Below are 18654 nucleotides of genomic sequence, written 5' to 3'. Positions count from 1 at the left end.
CTGCCTTCTTTCATCAAATTAAAAATCTTAAAGCAATCCCCGAAACGCTTAGAAATTGCCTCTCACATAGATCTTGCCTGCCGCCTTGGGTTTCTTCTTGTCACCGACGCCGAACAGCGCCAGCAGTGTCACCAAGTACGGAAGCATCAAAAGCAGCTGTCCTGGAATATTGAACATAGACTGTGCCCGCATTTGGAACGCATCCAGAAGGCCCAGCAACATGGTGGTCAGCACCACGTAAATGGGGTCATAGCCAGCAAAAATAACAGCCGAATAGGCCAAAAATCCCTTGGATGCCGTCATCTGCTTCGTAAAATAGCCCATTTGCCCAATGCTCAGTTCTGCTCCTGCAAGACCGCCCAGAATACCGGCAATTCCAAGTGCGATGAACCGATACATCATCACATTTACGCCGACGGAATCCGCTGCTGCGGGATGCTCTCCGACCGCACGGATACGAAAGCCCAAATTCATCTTATTCAAAAGGAACCAGACGGCAAATACCGCAAAAATGGCAATGACAAGTGTGATGGACTGTTGTCCCAGCCACGGAAGCTCCATTTGGGGCAGCCGAACAAGCGGGGCGGAGTTTCCGGAGGAGTTCCAGACCGCTTTCAGCAGCACCGTGGTAGCACCAATCATCAGGAAATTGAAGCCAAGGCCCACAACCACATGGTTGCCGCGCCATTTGATGATAAACACTCCCATGCACAGGGAGTAAAGAAGCCCTGCAATGACCGCTGCCAGCAATCCGACAAGCGGCATATCGGTCCAGTAGGTAACCAATGCGCCAATGAAGGCGCAGAACAGCATGTTGCCCTCCATGCCCATATTGACAATTCCCGCTTTTGCGGAAACCAGAACGCCCAGCGCCGCAAGCAGCAGTGGTACACCCAGGCGCAGCATACTGGAGATCAGTGTTGAAATTTCCATACGGCTTCCTCCCTCAAGTAGACGCAGTCTTTATGGCCGGCTCTTTTCTCTTTGCAAGCCGCTTTTGCCTGATCCGATTAAATACAGATTCCACAAGATAGGGGGAGACCAGCAGCGCAATGATAATGCCCTGCAAAGCGATGGCGAAATACACAGATACGCCTGCCTGCCGATCCAGTGCAACAGCGCCCACCTTCAATGTGGAGAGGAAAAAGGCTGTCACGATAACTCCCAGTGGATTGTTTCGCGCCATATAGGCTACGGCAATCCCGTCAAATCCATAGTTCGTGAAATAGGCATCCAGATACAGATATCTGCCGCCCATCACTTCAACGGCGCCCGCCATGGCAGCCAAGCCGCCACCGATTGCCATGGAAAGGACGGACATCACGCCTACCCGCACACCCTGATAAGACGCTGCCAGCCGGTTAAAGCCCGCGCTTTTCAGTTCCAGGCCGAACCGGGTGCGGTTCATAATAAAGGCAAACAGCAAGCAGCAGCCTAGGGCAATGAACAGACCATATGATGCCTGGCTGCCTTCCGCCAGCCGCGGAATTTTCGCGGTTTCCAAAATCTCCGCGGTCTGCGGAGAGTTTGGGGAGCCACGGAATGGGTACATGGAGAGATATTGCAAGATATACATCACGACATAGTTCAGCATGATACCCGTGACAACCTCGCTGGATCCGAACTTCAGTTTCATCAGTGCGCTGATACTGGAAAGCAGGGCACCGACAAGGATTGCACCCAGCATGCAAACCACCGGATGAATTCCGGCAGGCAGCGCCAAGGCACTGCCCAGCATGGCCGCCGTCATGGCGCCTGCTGCAATTTGGCCCTCGCCGCCCATATTAAACATACCGCTTTTCACCGGAATGGCAACCGCCAGTCCGGAGAGCAGATAAATCGTCATTCTTCTCAGAATCGCTCCAAAGCTGACAAACGCCTTTTGGAACATGATGTGATACGCTTCAATCGGATTGCTGCCCAGAATCAGCAAAAAGATACCGCCGACGACCAAAGCTAATATAATGGAAATCAGCACATAAACCAGATCCAGCAACTGCCATTTCAGGCGTGCCATTCTCTCCGCAGACAGCAGGTTCTTCATGCCGTCACCTCCTCGGATTTTGCGCCACCCATGTATAAACCAATTTCATCCTTGGAGAAATCACTTGCCTTTTTAAACGCAACGATTCTGCCGTTGCGAATAATCGCAATATAATCGCTCATCGTCTTAATTTCGTCCAAGTCACTGGATATCAGGAGGATGGCCATTCCTTCGCTGCGCAATTTCAGAAGGGTCGAATGGGTGAACTGAATGGCGCCTACATCCAGTCCGCGGACAGGCTGGCTGGCCACTACTGCTTTGAGTCCCGTTCGCTCCAATTCCCGGGCAAGTACCACTTTTTGCTGGTTGCCGCCGGAAATAAAACGGCACACCGCATTGCCCCGCGCGGGCCGGATATCGTATTTTTGGATTAAATCGCCAATATATTTATTTGCGCTCTGCAGATTGATAATCCCGTGTTTTTCAAAGCGGGTATCGCTTTTATAGCCCAGCAAAATATTGTCCCGCACGGTGAGATCCAATACCAGCCCCTGCTGCGTCCGATCCTCTGGGATAATGCCGATGCCAAGTGTGCGCATCTCCTCCACAGTATTGGCAAGGATGCACTGATCGCCAGTGCGGATCTCACCTTTAGAAAGCGCTTTGGTTCCAGTCAGTACTTCCACAAGGTCTGTCTGACCATTCCCATCAATTCCGGCTACGCCCACAACTTTTCCCGGAAAGAGATCCAAGTTGATTCCCTGGAGGTTGCAGCGTTCTCCCTCCCGTTTCGTGTGCAGGTTTACTAAACGAAACACTGCATTCTGTTGCTTTGCCTCATCTTCTCCCTGCTCCACATATACATTGGAAACTTCTTTGCCGACCATGATCCGAGAGAGTTCCTGCGCATTTGTATGCGAGGTCTCCAGAACCTCCATATTTTTGCCCAAGCGCATAACCGTTACACGGTCGCTGATATCAAGCACCTCATTCAGCTTGTGTGTGATGATGATAATGGTGATTCCCTTTCTCTGCAAAGAGCGCAGCAAGACAAACAGTTCATCCACTTCCTGTGGGGTAAGCACGGTGGTGGGCTCGTCCAAAATCAAAACTTTTGTTCCGCGGTAAAGCGCTTTGAGAATTTCCACCTTTTGCTTGGTTCCCATGGGGAGTTCTCCTACAATTTGCTTTGGAGAGAGGGGAATCCCAAACTGCTCACACAGGGAATCCACCTTGGCACACGCCTTCTCCTTGCTCATCATCAGGTGACTAATTTGCTGTTCTTCCCCCAGCACAATGTTCTCCGCTACTGTGAAGGAATCGATCAGCATAAAATGCTGTGGTACCATGGATACACCCAGTTTGATTGCATCAGCCGGGGCGTACCGTTTCGGCATCACGTTTCCATCTATCACGATTTCACCGCTCTCGCGGGTGTACAGTCCATATAATATTTTCATCAGGGTGGATTTTCCGGCGCCATTTTCGCCGAGCAGTGACATAATCTCACCCTCTTTCACTTCCAGCGAAACCTTGTCATTTGCTGTCAGTGAGCCAAACCGGATTGTTACATCCTTCATGGATATCATAGTTTCAGGCATGCGTACCCTCCGTTTCAACACCAAAAGGCTTTATCCTCCCGTTTTGATGCGAACTATATTGATGTGTCTGGATGTCCGAAAGAATCAAAAAGTTCTGGCGCATTTCACATGTTGGTGGCAGAGGGGAAACTCCCCCCTGCCCCCGTCTGCATACGCGTTGTCAGCCGCCGTACACCGCGTCAAACGCCTCTACCTCTTCCCAGGTGTTGGGTGCGCTAATTTTGCCGTCCTTGATATCCTGGATAACCTGCTGGATCACAGCATCCACATCCTCCGGAACTTCAAATCCGGGATTGTAGTTGAACCCGATACCGCCGTTGGACGCGCCGTTCAGTTCCGCAGTGCCCCACTTCAGCTCACCGGTCTCGCAGAACTCTCTCAAAACACGCATGATCACATCGTTATTCTGCTTACGGGAAGAGCCGATGACACGCTCCGGATCCCACTCGGTTTGATCCTTATCATAACCGATGAAAAAGCCATCCCGCTCCTGGGCCGCAGCAATGATGCCCAGTCCGCCGCCGCCTGCATTTTGGAAGATGATATGGGCGCCCTGGTCGTACATGGAAAGTGCAAGCTCCTTATTCTTTGCCTGATCCTTCCAGTCGCCAACAATCCCATACAGATACTCGTAGTCCGGTTTCACATACTTGATGCCAGCGGCCGCGCCGGTGAGGGCAGTGACCGTGCTGGGAACCTCGTTGCCGATGATCAGTCCAATCTTGCCGGTGGTGTCGAAGGTCGTGGTGGTTCCATTGATGGTGATCTCGCCCTTTTCCTCCATCAAGGCAGCCAGGACGCCGGCAATGAATCCAATTTCGTTCTTTGCAAAATACTCAGAGATCATCTGGGGATTTCCCTCTGCGCTGATATCGTATACCAGATACCGCTGATCAGGATAATCGGCGCCCACAGCGTTCACTGGATCCAGTCCGTCATTTCCCGCCAGGAAAATCAGATCGTAGTCTCCGCTCTCGGCATATTCGATGAGAAGCGTCTCATAGTCAGGAGCGCTCATGGGCTCGGAATAGTCGAATTCAAACCCGAGCTCTTCCGCTGCCAGTTTAATTCCCTCATAGGTGGCATCGCCAATGGCACCGTCGCCCAGGCCGCCGATGGTTGTAATCAGTCCAATTCTCTTTCCAGCGCCGGGTTTGCTGGGATCTGCCGGAGTGCTGCTCTCATTGCCAGTGTCTTCCGGTGCGCTGCTGTTTGCGTCCTTGCTGCCGCAGCCAGTCGCTGCGAACATAGATAGCGCCATCAAAAGAGCTAACATAATGCTGGTTACTCTTTTCATCGTTTCATTTCCTTTCTTTTTCAGGTAATCGGATTTCATTACATCTGGGTTTTCTTTGCTGCCTTTGCCTCGATGCGGGCTTTGTCCACAATTGCTCTGGAGTGCTTGCAGGTACAAATCCGGCCGCTGCCGTCCATGGCCTCCGCCTCAAAATACAGCATGATGCCATCTTGTTTTACAAGCGTTGTACGACACTCCACTTCCATGTGAATGGGGGTGGGGGATGAATGAGACAGATCCAATGTACAGCCCACTGTTGTCTGTCCTTCATCCAGGTCCCCGGCCACTGCCTCATGAGAAGTGCGTTCAATCAACGCCACCAGAGATGGTGTCCCGAACACATGCGGGACGCCTGTCACCGCATTGTTTGCCGCCATATCCTCTGTTACCTGTATACGGCAGCTATGAACCTTTCCAATTTCCACAGCTTCTCCCTCCTTTCATTTTTATTTTTTGATAATTTTTCTGTTCAGTCGGCCCCTTCCAGCTCTTCCTTCCAGGCCTTTGTCCCACACCTATGAAAAGCGGAATTGTTGCCGCCATTCCCAGCCTCTTTGTCTGAAATTCCCTAAAAAAACAACCACTTATGAAAGAAAAAAGCAAAAATGGCCACTCCACCCGTCTATAATAAACGGATGAGTAGCCATCATTAGCCATTACAACAGCACCAGCCATAAGTACTATGTAATCTCGCTTTATTGTATTTGTTTTTAAAAAAATGGCTGCTCTTTCTGTTTCTATAACCGAAAGAGTAGCCACCATTGACTATTACATTGACACCAGCCATAAGTGCCATGCAAGCTTATCGCGTATGTCTATTTTATATATAGCACTTTTCTCAAAATCTGTCAATAGGTTTCATGGTTGCTTTCATATAAAGCTTCGTCGGAAAATGTCAGCACTGTGCAGGCGCCGTTGTCATTATAAGTCCGGATACTCCCCCAATATTCCGTCCGCACAGTTGCCTCCATAATTGTCATTCCAACGCCTTTGGCAATGTTTTCATCCGGAAAACCCACTCCATTGTCCCGGTATTGAATTTCAACCAAGCCGTCTTTCTTCATGATGGAAATATTGCAGCTCAGATGTTCCTTCCCTTGGTTATGCTTAATGCTGTTATTGATCAGCTCATTCATAACCAGCGCAAAGGAGGATGCCATGGATTGGGAAATGGGTGCATCCAGTAAATTTTCCACATGGATCTCAATCAGTTCTCTGTAAAAACGGTGCAGCTCATCAAGAACAGACTGCGTGGTGACCATGTCGTTTAGGACCGTGCTTCTCGTAAGTAAATTATGGATCGTTGCCATCCCCTGTATGCGGGCAATGGTGGTATCTATCAGTTGTTCGATGTCCTCCGCACGATAACTGCTTCGCCCAGACATCTTATAATGGTTTTTCTCCAGCATCAGCATGCTGGTCACCAGTTGCAGGTTATTTTTAATTCTGTGGTGCATCTCTTGCAGGTAAGACGAATTTCCCGCCAAGCGGCAATTGTCCAGAATCAGAAAAATCTCATCGCTGACGGTCTGCAAATAATCCACATCACTCTTGGTAACACTGTACGGTTTTAAGAATGCAATCTGAAAGATTCCACCGCATTCTTCGTTTCGCTTAATCGTTTTATAGAGGATGCTTGTATAGGGAAAGTCCGCAACTGTCGAATGAATACTTGCGTCAAATGGTATCATATTCAGCGGTTCGTTGAGAGACAGAATGTGCTGCAGTGCAGCATCGCCGGTCAGCGGAACCTGTTCCGCCGTATATTGACTGCCAAAATATGGTTTCATCCGCTTTTGGGTGCCCAAGTTTTGAATATAGATGGCGCAGCGGGCATCAGAAAAGTATTGCTCCGTCAAACAAGCATATTTTTGAAAGGAATCGCTGACATTTTCATGGGAAAACATGCATTGCGTTCCAATCCGGACAATATCCAACGCATCAAAATCACCATCTGAAAGAGCAAACTGCTCGTCTGCAAAAATGCTGCTGCCGCCCAAAAAGGCCTCATAGAAACGCTGAGGTTCCCGGAAAATCTCGTCATCCGAAAAGGATTCTATCAAGTGTCCATTGCGCAACACAGAAATACTGTCCCCGAGCTTGAACACATCGTCGTATTTTCTTGTCAGCAGGATGATATAGGTCCCCCTTGCACGCATATCCACCAAGAGGTTTTTTACATGAAGAAGGTTCTCTAGTGAAAGACTGTCAAACGGCTCTGAAAGCACCAGAACCTTCGGCTGCTTCACATATGCGCGCAGGAGTTCAACAATTTCTCTGTGTTCCCAGTTCAGCTGAGCAATCAGACAATCCGCTTTCAGATGAAATCCGAACCGATGAATGAGTGCATTGCACTTCTGCTCAATTTTTTTCTCATTAAAGAATACACCGCTGTTTAAGCCGTAGAGATTTTGCCCAATGGAAAATGACTCTATCAGGAAATTTCGTCCGGAACTCACACTGATAATGGACCTGCTTCTATCATAAGGTTGTCCATCAATTAAAATTTCCCCAGATGTCGGATACATTTGGCAGGATAACAGGCTTTGCACCGCCTCCAGGGTATTCGTATCCAGCATGGCTATCACGTTGAAGTCGCACTGGTGGAATGTCAGTGACACATTATACAAACGCTTTGTGCCCTGCAGCACGCTCACTTGATGAAACTCAATCATACTGGCTCACCCGTTCAGCAAGCTGCGGGCTGCAATTACCTCCTTAGCAATGATCACAAGCTTCTTGTTGTTCTCTTTGCTCTTTTGCTGCAGCAGCCGCATTGCCGATTCTTCGTCAATATGATTATACTTCATCAAAATTCCCTTTGCCCGCTCAATCAGCTTTCTATCCTCCAGCGCGCTTTTCAGATCGGCCGCTTCCCTGCGTAAAATGCCGAATTCCTTGGCCCGGCATTGGGCGATGTGAATTGCGGCCAAAATCTGTTGTTCCTGAACCGGTTTCAGAATATATCCGAATGCCCCAACCTTGTTTGCCTCTTCCATCAGCTCGTTGCTGAAATACGCCGTTATAAACACGCAGGGCACAATCTGCTCCTGATTAAACTGCCGCAAAATGTCAATTCCATTTGCATCCGGAAGCTTGATATCCATCAGAATAATGTCTGCTTCTAAATTTTGAAAACGCTGCAGGGCTTGCTTTCCGGTGCATGCGGTACCAACAACTTCAAAGCCGTTTACCTTCAGAAGTGAACAATAGCTTTCCAGGATTAGTGCTTCATCCTCTACAACAAAAACCCTGCTCTTTTTCATGTCCATTCAGATCCCCTCCAGCTTTTTATCTACGGAGTCCTTGCCGCCTCGCCGCTCATTGCCATGAAATACTTTTTCAATTACGCTGTGGTCATCCCTGCCGTATAAGCCATATAACTGACATTAATTGGGTATCTCTTTAATATATCAGCTTTTTATAAGTTTTTAACAATGATACGATATTTTCTTTTTATTGTCCAATATTCTATCTTGAGAATAACGGTCAATTTAACGTATTTTTTCAGCTCCATTCTTTGGTACGAGACGCCCATCTGCCGAATAATATCTCCACGAAAGCATGGGAAGGAAAGCAGGAACAAGTGCTTCCGGTACCTGCTCCTACATGACGCCTGCTGTTTGCTTTAGAGGGCGTCTCTCCAGCCCATCTCAGTATGAGCCTTCCCGCCGCCAGACAGTGGTTTTCCTGTCTTTTCAATCATTCCGGGAAAATTACTCCTACAGGATTCAGGCACACAAAGAATCAGTTGCTGCCCAGCAGTCTGGCCGGTATCGCATAAGGATCTTTCCCCTCCAGTCGCAGAGTAATTACTGCTTAATAAGCAAATTCATGCCGTTCCGGCAAACATGCCCAATTCCCTTGGGATGAAGCCGCTGTTGGTGGCGGAACTCAAAAAGAAAGGCACGGCAACAGTCGTGTCTTTCTTTTTGTAGCAATGCTATAAAAGTACTATCCAATGCTAAAAGTTTGCACCCAAAACCAAATCGCAAAGGAACGGAATGCAGTTTTAAGGCGGACCCAAACGGGCCCGCCTTAAAACGGAGTGGAGCGGATTTCGCTCCGACATGGAGCTACTGGTCAGAATCGAACTGACAACCTTCTCATTACGAGTGAGATGCTCTGCCATTGAGCCACAGTAGCATACTATTTTCTGTCTGTAAATGAACCCCTATCTCATTCCAGCCGCAAATTATTTTACCACAAGTTTATTCCATCGTCAATATTATATTTTTCTCTGGTTCTGCCAAATATGTGCCGCGCAAATATTACAAATTGTATTTTTGCAAGTTATCTTTCAAAAAATCATTAGGCATTTTGTCGCTTTCCTTACTTTTCCTGTAATATTTTCACTCTTTATGTCAAAATTTTTCCCGGTTTCTTTCTGTTTTTCTGACAAATTTTTTTATGCTTCTTTCGTTTTTTCCATTATCATCCATGTTTTACCATAAAAAACCATTTACATAATTTGTATGATAAGATATCACTACAAAGAGTTATTCACATTCTCCACACAGTTTTCAACAATTAAATTTTCTTTATATTTCAACATTTTTGTTTATATTTGTAATTTTTTTACACATCCGCAAACCGAGTTTTCTTTTCTTTTAAATATTTGTTTTGAATTTACATAAAATTTTCAAATTTGACGCCTTCTATCATTTCCCTTTCTGATTTTTTTGTCCAGTAAAGATTTTGCCTATTTTTCTTCTCTATTTTTCAAAAAAAGAAAGTTCGTCTGCCTCACATGCAGAATTTTGTAACTCCAGAAATTGACTTGATACTTCATGTAAAAATGGATAGGGAGATGAAAAAGCACGGCTGTATAAAGCCGTGCTTTTTCATCTCCCTATCCAACCGCAATGTCCCGCGTAGCATAGGCATTCAGATTCATTCCGGCAGTATGCCCTGCCAGATATTCATAATACCCTTGCGCGCCGATCATAGCGCCATTATCACCACAAAGCTTCAGCGGCGGCAGATATAATCTGTATCCCTGTCTTTCACAAGCCCGTTCCAAGTCTCCCCGAATTACGGAATTGGCAGCCACGCCGCCGGCGGCAACCAACACTTTCCGCCCCGCCAGAGAGGCTGCCTGCATAGCCCGGGGCACCAGTGCATCGCTGACGGCCTGGGCGAAATCCCTGGCCAGTGCTGCCCGGTTCAGGGGCTCCCCCACTTGTTCTGCATGGTGCGCCAAATTTACCACTGCCGTCTTCAGGCCCGAGAAACTCATATCCAGCTCTGCTCCCTCTACATGGACATGGGGCAGCTTATAGACGCCACCTTGAGATTGCTGGGCCAGGGCGTCCATCGGCGCCCCTCCCGGATAAGGCAGTCCCAGCACGCGGGCGGCCTTATCAAAGCACTCTCCCGCCGCGTCATCCCGGGTAGCACCCAGCACCTGCAGTTCTGTATAACCTTTCACATCCATAATCAGCGTATTGCCGCCGGAGATAGCCAGTGCCAGAAATGGCGGTTCCAAATCCGGAAAAGCCAAATAGTTGGCTGCGATGTGGCCCCGGACATGGTGCACCGGAATCAGCGGCACGTCCCACGCAAATGCCACAGACTTTGCAAAGCTGAGGCCCACCAGAACGGCGCCAATTAAACCCGGTGCGTACGTGACCGCGACGGCATCAATATCCGCGCGGGTACAGTTTGCATCTTTCAGAGCCTGCTCCATCAGTGCCGCAATCGCCTCCACATGCTTCCGGGAGGCAATCTCTGGCACCACGCCGCCGTAAAGCGCATGCATATCCGCCTGTGAGGCAATGGCATCTGACAGAACTGTGCGGCCATCCTCTACCACTGCCACCGCTGTCTCATCACAGGAGGATTCAAAAGCCAAAATTTTCACAGGATTCCCCTCACTCTTCCTCGCTCCACGGTGTCAGCTGCCGAGGCCTTTGCGGATCGAAGGGAATTTGGACAAACTTTGCGTACCGTCTCGGAGAAAACCACCCCTGATAAATCGATTGGTGGTGTTCCATCAGCTCCTCATCCGGGATCTGGGCGTCCGCCCAATACAGGGTCTTATAGGGCACGCCAAACATTGCTGTGTCGTATCCAGCTGTTTTTGCGCCGTTTCTGGTGTAGAATCCGAGCCGCCGTTCCGCCATGGCCGGATCGGGCGCATACGCAGGGATCTCGCTCTCTCCAAAAATGACCGTTCCCGCTTCGGCCTCCAAAAGCTTTTGTATAATCAGGGAGCCTGTACCGCTGTTACGGCAGCCGGGGGAAACGCACAGGTAGTCAAACAGAGCCCAGCCGGGCTTGCCCAGCCACAGGAAGCACTCCCCTACAATTGTCTCCCCATCAAACAAACACCAGGGGCGGTAACATTCCTTTTTCCACATTTCCTGTATTTCCCGGAGGGATTTCAGTTCCGCCGGCGGAAATGATTTTTTTAAGTCGGATTCATACACTGCTGTCAGTTGTTCTGGTGTCGCGATTCTCAGTTCCATCTCGAAACTCCTTTGTCATAATAATGGCATCCTCCCTGGGGTGCTCGTAATAATTCTTCCGGCGGCCGACACTGCGGAATCCCCGCCCGCCATACAAGGCGATGGCATCATAGTTGGAAGCCCGTACCTCCAAGGTTAAAAAGGCCAAGTGATTTCCCGCCGCAAAGTCCAGGAATACCTGCAGGAGCTTTCCGGCAATTCCCTGGTGCCGGCACTCCGGCCGGACTGCCACATTGGTAATATAGCCCTCGTCCAGCACCACCTGAAGTCCGGCATATCCCACCACGCTGCCCTCGTCATCCAGCGCCACCAAAAACGCAGAGAGTGCATTGTCCAACTCTTCCGCCAGCATGTTCCGGGACCAGGGCATCGAAAAGCAAATGCGCTCCAGTTCCGCCACCTCGTCCAGATGGTCGGCGCTCATGGGCACAATCCGCACGTGCATCTGTTGTCTCATCAATTCATATTCCTTTCCGCGGTGAAACCAGGAGTCCGTATAGCAGGCCCTGCCTTCTGTGACGGCTGCGCGGTACAGAATCCCGCCGCATGCCTCCCTATCAGAACCGCCCCTCTTTATTCCTTGGCCTCCAGCCAGTTTTTGCCCCAATGGGCCTCGGCAGTCAGCGGGACGCTCAGGTGCACCACCCGTTCCATCTCCTCTTCCAACAGCTTGGCAACTGCCGGTGCCTCCGCCTCTGGGCACTCCACAATCAGTTCGTCATGGACCTGAAGCACCAGACGGGCCTGGAGCTTTTCCGTCTTCAGTCGCTTCCACACCGCCACCATAGCCAGCTTCATTACATCTGCCGCCGTACCCTGAATGGGCATGTTCAGTGCCACCCGTTCTCCAAAGGACCGCAGGTTGAAATTGGAGGATTTCAGCTCCGGCAAATCCCGGCGGCGGTGGAACAGTGTCTCCACATAACCGTTCTCTTTGGCAAGGGCCACCACGCCATCCATGTACTGGCGGACACCGGGAAAGGTTGCAAAATATGCCTCCATGTAATTCTTGGCCTCCGCCACGGTCACACCGATGTCCTGGGACAGGGAAAATGCAGAAATGCCATAGACAATTCCAAAGTTCACCGCCTTGGCCCGGCGGCGCATTTCGTGAGTCACATCCGCCCGATCCACATGGAATACCTTGGCCGCCGTCTCCGCATGGAAGTCGCCGCCGGAGCGAAATGCCTCCCGCATGACCTCATCTCCGGCAATATGGGCCAGCAGCCTCAGCTCAATTTGGGAGTAGTCCGCATCCACCAGAACACATCCTTCTGCCGGTACGAACATCTTTCGGATTTCACTGCCCAGATCGGTGCGCGTGGGGATATTCTGCAGATTCGGTTCCGTGGAGGACAGTCGGCCGGTTGCCGTCACCGTCATCTGGAAGCTGGTGCGAATCCGGCCATCCGGATCCATCGTTTTCAAAAGTCCGTCGGCATAGGTGGATTTCAACTTGGCATACTGGCGGTATTCCAGCACAGCATTGACAATTGGATGCTGCAACCGGAGCTTTTCCAGCACGTCGGCGTTGGTAGACCATCCGGTTTTCGTCTTCTTCCCGTGGGGCAGACCCAAACGTTCAAAAAGCACCTCGCCCAGCTGCTTGGGTGAGTTGATATTAAAGGTTCCCCCTGCCATTTCATAAATGGCTGTCTCCAGTTCTCCCGCCCGGTTGGACAGCAGATCCCCAAATTCGGCCAGGGCTTTTGCATCTACCTGGCAGCCTGTCATTTCCATCTCTGCCAGTATGGCGCATAGCGGCATCTCAATGTTTTGGAACAGCAACCACTGTCCACGTTCCTTCAGCTTTTCCGAAAGCGTTCCGTACAGGGCCTCCACCGCAGCGGTATACCTGTCAAAAGCCGACTCTGCCGCGCTGGTATCTCCCAGAAGGGAAAAGGCATCCGGCTCCAGGTAAACCGGTTTCGGAAGCTCTTCATTGTAATAGGAGACGGACAGTCGCTGGAGATCATAACCTCCCGCTGTGGCATCCAGGAGATAGGCCGCCAAGGCGGTATCAAAAAAGAAACCATCGGCTGGCAATTGATTTTCCAGGAGTGCACGCATCAGATCCTTTACATTGTGGGAAACCTTTTTCACATCTTTGGAAAACAGCGCCTTCAAAAGGCTGTTCCAGTCCCCCTGATACTTTTCAAAAAACAGCTCTGCCGCCACCGCAGTCTGCTCTCCAGTCCTGCAGAACACAGAAACGCCCGTAAACTCCGGCAGTGTCAAAAGCGACACATGGTCCGCCTTCCGCCAAGCCGCCAGCAATGCGTCCGCTTGTTCAGGAGTCGTCACCTGTTCCACCGTTACTGCGAAATTCTCCTGCCGGCCATCAGCTGCCGTTTTTTCCGTCTGGGGCGTCAACCCGAACTTCTCAATCAGCTTGGAAAATTCCAGCTTCAAAAACAGGCCGTAGGCCTCGCTGCCGGGAGCCCGGCAAAGGTTGTCCTCCGGCCGAAAATCCAGGGGTGCATCGGTGACGATGGTAGCCAGCCAGTAAGATTCCCGGGCACTGTTCTCCCCCTCCGTCAGCTTTTTCACCACGTTTGGCTTTGCCGGGGTTCCCGGTGCCGTCATAATTTCCGGCATATGGCCGTACAGCTGATCGATGGAGCCATACATCTGCACCAATCCCATGGCCGTTTTCTCTCCGATGCCCGGGACGCCGGGGATATTGTCAGAGCTGTCCCCCATCAATGCCTTTAAATCAATCATATGGATGGGAGCGAAGCCATACTGCTCCCGGAACACTGCTTCTGTCATATCCTTTGTGGTGGTCTGCCCCATCCGGGTGGACACCAGCTTCACCATCGTGTGGTCTGTGATCAGCTGAAGGCTGTCCTTGTCTCCGGTGACCACTACGCAGTCCCAGCCCGCAGCCTCGCACCGGCGGGAAATCGTGCCAATCAGATCATCTGCCTCCCACCCCTCCATCTCATACCGCGGGATGTTCAGCACGTCCAGCACTTCTTTCAAAACCGGCACCTGCATCTGCAGCTCCTCCGGCATGGGCTTCCGGGTGGCCTTGTACGCCTCGGATGCCTGGTGCCGGAAGGTAGGGGCGTGGACATCGAAGGTGACACACAGCGCATCCGGCTTCTCCTCGTTTCTCAAACGAAGCAGCGTGGTGAGGAATCCGAAGACCGCGTGGGTGTATAATCCCTCCCGCGTGGTAAGGGGCCGGATTCCATAGTAGGCTCGATTGATGATGCTGTTACCGTCGATGACCATGAGTTTCATGGGTGGTCCTCCTGACTGTGGGTAATTTTGATAATTTTTCCGTTAAACCCATAGATAGTATAGTATACCCCAACTTCCCCAATTCCGCAAGGCAGGTTCTTGACAGGCCGGAAAACTATGGTAAACTAAAGTTCTCTTGTGTTTTTTGCAGATTCTGGAATACAAAGGAAGTTTTCCTATGCTTACAAATCTCTTTACGGTCTCTGGACAAGTTCTGGTTCTCTTCTGCCTGATGGCCGTCGGCTTCGTCTGTGCCAAATCCGGGATTATTCAGTATTCCGCTGTCGGCAGCCTGAACAATCTGATTTTATATGTCGCACTTCCCTGTTCCCTGCTTTCCGCATTTCAGTTGGATTTGACAGCGGATACGCTGCATGATTTTTTGTTATCCCTTGGCCTCTCCGCGGTTCTTTGTTTTCTGTTTTTTCTTCTCTCACACATCGCCATCCGGGATAAAAGCATTCACCGCAAACGGCTTTTAGCACTCTCCGCTGTTCTCTCCAATTGTAATTTCATGGGGCTTCCTTTGCAAATGGCCGTTATCGGCAGTGTGGGTGTTTTTTACGGATCCGCCTACTCCGCTGTGACAACGCTGTTCATGTGGACCGTCGGAGTTGTGTATCTCAAGGGCAGCCTGAACCGTGCCAGTCTCAAAAAGGCGCTTTTGAACCCAGGTTTCCTCGGCATTCTCATGGGCCTGGCCCTTTTTCTCAGCGGTACTCACCTGCCCGCTCTGCTCAATCAGGGCGTCTCCTATCTTGGCAGCATGGCAATTCCCGTTCCCATGCTGATCATCGGCATTCAACTGGCCCACACAGATCTGCGCACCGCGCTTCGGGACAGAACCGGTTGGCTGGCCGCTTTCCTGCGCCTTGTTATATTTCCCCTGCTTGGAATCTTTTTGATGCGCCTTTTCGGCATCCAGGGAAATATGCTGATTGCCATCACCATTGCCGCCTCCACGCCTCCCGCTGTAGTACTTGCCATGTTCGACGATCCGGAATCCACATTAGCTGCGGAGCTGATTTCTCTTCAAACGCTCTGTTCAGTTGTCACCATGCCGCTGCTTGTCTCTCTGGCACAGACCCTTGCCTGAATGCAAAGGCCGTCGGAACACCGGGCGATCCGGCAGCTCTTTCTGCCCCCTGACGGTCTTTACCGCTTCCCCCGCAGGCATTTCTCTCCAAATACAACCACCCGGGGGGCCAGATATCCCAGTGCCGCCCCCAGCAAAGCGCCGGCCAGCACATCGCTGGGCCAGTGGACGTAAAGATACAGCCGCGAAAACGCAATGGCCGCCGCCAGAGCCAAAGAAGGTATCCAAAGCCTGCTCCCATCTGCCCGCAGAGCAAAGGCAGCCGCAAAGGAGGAAGCCGTATGCCCGGACGGAAACGATGCATCCAGCGGCGGCGCAATCAGCAGCTCCACGGCAGGATTTACGGCAAACGGGCGAATGCGGCCGATAAGCGGCTTTAAGACCAAGTTGCAGCAAATCAGATCCAATGTCAGTGCACAGGCCACGGATATCCCCGTCCGGCGGTATTTTTTTGTCAGCATAAGGCAGCCTGCCAACAGGATCCAAACCTCTCCGTGGTTGCAAATCCAACTGATCGTCGGCAGCACCGCGTCCAGAAAGCCGCACCGCAGGTTGGCCTGGATCCAGTTCAGCACCGAAAGCTCCAGCATCTGCATGTTCTCAGTCCTCCCGAAATGATTATGTAAACTTTTTGTTGGATTCGTATCATGACTATATCATAGACAACAGGAAATTTCCTCCGTTTTTCTCTGACAACCTGCACAAAATTTCTGCATTTTCCAGGAGATCCCGTTGACAGTGTCCGTGTACCGTGATACGATACCTTCAAAATTGAATCGCTTAGATAGAGGCGCGGCGTTCATCAGTACCGTTCCGGCAAGGCCAGGCAACCGCCGGACGCGAAAGGGTTCTCCGCCGAAGTTCCGGAAAGAGCCTGCTTTTCGGGGCTGGGTCGTCAGGAAATACCTGCCGGACTGTCACAAGACTTTGTGAAGCGCTATCAATGGCTGTTCGGAACGGCATCTTTGCGCCCCTTCCGTATTTTCCATGGACCGCTTGACAGAGCGGTCCAATTTTTTGTTCTTCGGCGCAGATGTATGCGCCAAATATCTGATATCTGGAAAGGTGATTGAAATGAAGAAGTTCCTGTCTTTGCTTATGGCCGCGGCCATCTGCCTGTCTCTGGCCGCCTGCGGCGGCTCCGGTGATTCCTCCCCCGCAGATACCGAACCCCCCGCCGGCACGGAAACCCCTGCAGATGCCGGCGCCGCTGCCTCTGGTGTGGAGGATGGTGTTTTCACCGTCGGTATGGAGTGCGCTTACGCTCCCTATAACTGGACGCAGATGGATGACTCCAACGGAGCCGTCCCCATTTCCAACGTTCCCGGCTCCTATGCCAACGGCTACGATGTGATGATCGCCAAGAAAATTGCCGAGGCCAACGGCTGGGAGTTGGAGATTGTCTCCAGCGCCTGGGACTCCCTGTGTCCCGCCGTTCAGTCCGGTACTATGGATGCCAACATCGCCGGCCAGTCCATGACTGCCGACCGCATGGAGCAGGTTGACATGGCCGGTCCTTACTACTATGCCACCATCGTCTGTGTCACCACCAAGGACAGTCCCTATGCCTCCGCCACCTCCATCGCAGATCTGGCCGGCGGCAAGTGCACTGCCCAGTCCGGCACTATCTGGTATGACTCCTGCCTGCCTCAGATCGAAAATGCTCAGCTGCAGTCCCCCGCCGAGACCGCCCCTGCTATGATCATGTCCCTGCAGACCGGCACGGTGGACTTCATCTGCACCGACATGCCCACTGCTATGGGCGCCGCTGCCAAGGATGACAGCCTGGTCATTCTGAACTTCTCCGGCACTGACGGTGACTTCCAGTTCGCCACAGAGGAGGAGCGGGCTGAAAACGTAAATATCGGCATTTCCGTAGCCAAGGGGAACACTGTTCTGAAGGATGCCATTGACTCCGTTCTCTCCTGCATGACCGAGGACGACTTCAATGCCCTGATGGATGAAGCCATCTCCGTACAGCCCGAGATCTGAATTTCTAAAATTGTAAATTTGTAACGCATCATCCGGCTTTGACTGCAAGGCCGGATGATGCGCCTTGCGCGTGAAAGGAGCGTGTCCCATGGATAAGCTGATCAAACTGGGGCAGGATATGGCCCTGCTTTGGGCCAACTACAGATCCGCATATTGGGGCGGCATAAAAAATACGCTGATTCTGGCTTTGGTAGCTACCTTTATCGGCTGTCTCATCGGTCTGGCCTGCGGTATTTTGAACACCATTCCCTATACGAAGAACGATCCGCTTCCAAAGCGGATTCTTCTGAAAGTGATCCGTGTGATCGTCCGGGCCTATGTGGAGATTTTCCGCGGCACCCCCATGGTGCTGCAGGCAGTGTTCATCTTCTACGGCCTGCCCTATTTTTCAGACAACACCATGCGGTTTTCCAATCTCTGGTCTGCGGCTATATTGATCGTGTCTATCAATACCGGCGCATATATGGCGGAGTCTGTCCGAGGCGGCATTATCTCCATTGACCCCGGCCAGACAGAGGGTGCCAAGGCCATCGGCATGACGCACTTTCAAACCATGACCAATGTCATTCTCCCCCAGGCGCTGCGGAACATTATGCCACAGATTGGCAACAACTTCATCATCAACGTGAAGGACACCTCCGTCATGTTCATCATCGGCTTTACGGAATTCTTTGCATTCCACCGCTATATCACCGGCGTCAACAACATGTATTTCCCCTCTGCTGCCATTGAGATGATTGGGTATCTCTGCATGACGCTGATTGCCTCTTTCGTTCTGCGCTGGGTGGAAAAGATAATGGATGGATCCGACAGCTATGATCTGGTGCAAGACGATCAGCTGACCATGGCTGCCGGAACATACAGCCACCCGGATCGTGGGACTCCTTTTGACGAGCACAGCAAGGAGTATCGGGAGAAAACCCGCCAGGGCCTGAAATATGGCCGTACGAGAGGAGGACGCTGAT

Annotated in this window: 16 protein-coding genes, 1 tRNA gene and 1 riboswitch; of the genes, 3 read left to right on the top strand and 14 right to left on the bottom strand. The window is 51.2% G+C overall.

All coding sequences use genetic code 11. The features are described 5' to 3' along the window. Window positions 1–48: 48 nt before the first annotated feature. From BMZ81_RS11805 to polA, 13 genes are all read right to left on the bottom strand, one after another. Window positions 49–933, bottom strand: coding sequence for an ABC transporter permease (locus BMZ81_RS11805; protein ID WP_091132346.1), 885 nt, complete (start codon window positions 931–933; stop codon window positions 49–51). 13 nt (window positions 934–946) lie between these two features. Continuing rightward, on the bottom strand, window positions 947–2044 hold the full coding sequence (locus tag BMZ81_RS11800) for an ABC transporter permease (RefSeq protein WP_091132343.1): 1098 nt from the start codon (window positions 2042–2044) through the stop codon (window positions 947–949). After that, on the bottom strand, window positions 2041–3585 hold the full coding sequence (locus BMZ81_RS11795; RefSeq protein ID WP_091132340.1) for an ABC transporter ATP-binding protein: 1545 nt from the start codon (window positions 3583–3585) through the stop codon (window positions 2041–2043). The genes BMZ81_RS11800 and BMZ81_RS11795 overlap by 4 nt, the downstream gene beginning before the upstream one ends. Window positions 3586–3745: 160 nt before the next feature. After that, complete coding sequence (locus BMZ81_RS11790) at window positions 3746–4882, bottom strand: BMP family lipoprotein (RefSeq protein ID WP_177187305.1); 1137 nt, start codon at window positions 4880–4882, stop codon at window positions 3746–3748. Window positions 4883–4920: 38 nt separating this feature from the next. Further along, window positions 4921–5307 carry a thioesterase family protein gene (locus tag BMZ81_RS11785; RefSeq protein ID WP_091132336.1) on the bottom strand — a complete coding sequence of 129 codons (387 nt, stop codon included), beginning with the start codon at window positions 5305–5307 and terminating at the stop codon, window positions 4921–4923. Further along, window positions 5285–5644 (bottom strand): hypothetical protein, encoded by a 360-nt coding sequence (locus BMZ81_RS13940; RefSeq protein ID WP_143072778.1) that lies wholly within the window; start codon window positions 5642–5644, stop codon window positions 5285–5287. The genes BMZ81_RS11785 and BMZ81_RS13940 overlap by 23 nt, the downstream gene beginning before the upstream one ends. 86 nt (window positions 5645–5730) lie before the next feature. After that, window positions 5731–7557: a histidine kinase dimerization/phosphoacceptor domain -containing protein gene (locus BMZ81_RS11780; RefSeq protein ID WP_091132333.1), complete on the bottom strand. Its 1827-nt coding sequence runs from the start codon at window positions 7555–7557 to the stop codon at window positions 5731–5733. A 6-nt stretch (window positions 7558–7563) separates the two neighbouring features. Next, window positions 7564–8154 carry an ANTAR domain-containing response regulator gene (locus tag BMZ81_RS11775; protein ID WP_091132332.1) on the bottom strand — a complete coding sequence of 197 codons (591 nt, stop codon included), beginning with the start codon at window positions 8152–8154 and terminating at the stop codon, window positions 7564–7566. A 799-nt stretch (window positions 8155–8953) separates the two neighbouring features. After that, window positions 8954–9028 (bottom strand) — tRNA-Thr (locus BMZ81_RS11770). Window positions 9029–9734: 706 nt separating this feature from the next. Then, window positions 9735–10745: a tRNA (adenosine(37)-N6)-threonylcarbamoyltransferase complex transferase subunit TsaD gene (gene tsaD, locus BMZ81_RS11765; RefSeq protein ID WP_091132329.1), complete on the bottom strand. Its 1011-nt coding sequence runs from the start codon at window positions 10743–10745 to the stop codon at window positions 9735–9737. Window positions 10746–10755: 10 nt separating this feature from the next. Then, window positions 10756–11352, bottom strand: coding sequence for a GNAT family N-acetyltransferase (locus tag BMZ81_RS11760; protein ID WP_091132327.1), 597 nt, complete (start codon window positions 11350–11352; stop codon window positions 10756–10758). Then, on the bottom strand, window positions 11306–11809 hold the full coding sequence (gene rimI, locus BMZ81_RS11755; RefSeq protein ID WP_177187304.1) for a ribosomal protein S18-alanine N-acetyltransferase: 504 nt from the start codon (window positions 11807–11809) through the stop codon (window positions 11306–11308). The genes BMZ81_RS11760 and rimI overlap by 47 nt, the downstream gene beginning before the upstream one ends. A gap of 116 nt (window positions 11810–11925) precedes the next feature. Then, complete coding sequence (gene polA, locus BMZ81_RS11750; protein WP_091132323.1) at window positions 11926–14601, bottom strand: DNA polymerase I; 2676 nt, start codon at window positions 14599–14601, stop codon at window positions 11926–11928. 178 nt (window positions 14602–14779) lie between these two features. Here polA and BMZ81_RS11745 point away from each other — a divergent pair, with 178 nt between their 5' ends. Further along, window positions 14780–15697, top strand: a complete 918-nt coding sequence (locus tag BMZ81_RS11745; protein WP_091132321.1) for an AEC family transporter — start codon at window positions 14780–14782, stop codon at window positions 15695–15697. A gap of 59 nt (window positions 15698–15756) precedes the next feature. Here the strand turns inward: BMZ81_RS11745 and BMZ81_RS11740 are convergent, their stop codons facing one another. Then, window positions 15757–16293: a phosphatase PAP2 family protein gene (locus BMZ81_RS11740; RefSeq protein WP_091132319.1), complete on the bottom strand. Its 537-nt coding sequence runs from the start codon at window positions 16291–16293 to the stop codon at window positions 15757–15759. Window positions 16294–16474: 181 nt separating this feature from the next. Continuing rightward, a riboswitch (Lysine riboswitch) is annotated at window positions 16475–16645 on the top strand. A 126-nt stretch (window positions 16646–16771) separates the two neighbouring features. Between BMZ81_RS11740 and BMZ81_RS11735 the strand changes: the two genes are divergently transcribed. Beyond that, window positions 16772–17689: a transporter substrate-binding domain-containing protein gene (locus BMZ81_RS11735; RefSeq protein ID WP_091132389.1), complete on the top strand. Its 918-nt coding sequence runs from the start codon at window positions 16772–16774 to the stop codon at window positions 17687–17689. Between the two features lie 88 nt (window positions 17690–17777). Then, on the top strand, window positions 17778–18653 hold the full coding sequence (locus BMZ81_RS11730; protein WP_091132317.1) for an amino acid ABC transporter permease: 876 nt from the start codon (window positions 17778–17780) through the stop codon (window positions 18651–18653). The last annotated feature ends 1 nt before the right edge of the window (window position 18654 follow it).

Origin of the sequence: Oscillibacter sp. PC13 (assembly GCF_900115635.1) — a bacterium.
GTDB lineage: Bacteria > Bacillota > Clostridia > Oscillospirales > Oscillospiraceae > Oscillibacter.
The sequence above is the reverse complement of the archived record's forward strand: the minus strand, read 5'-3'. Positions and strand labels throughout refer to the sequence as shown.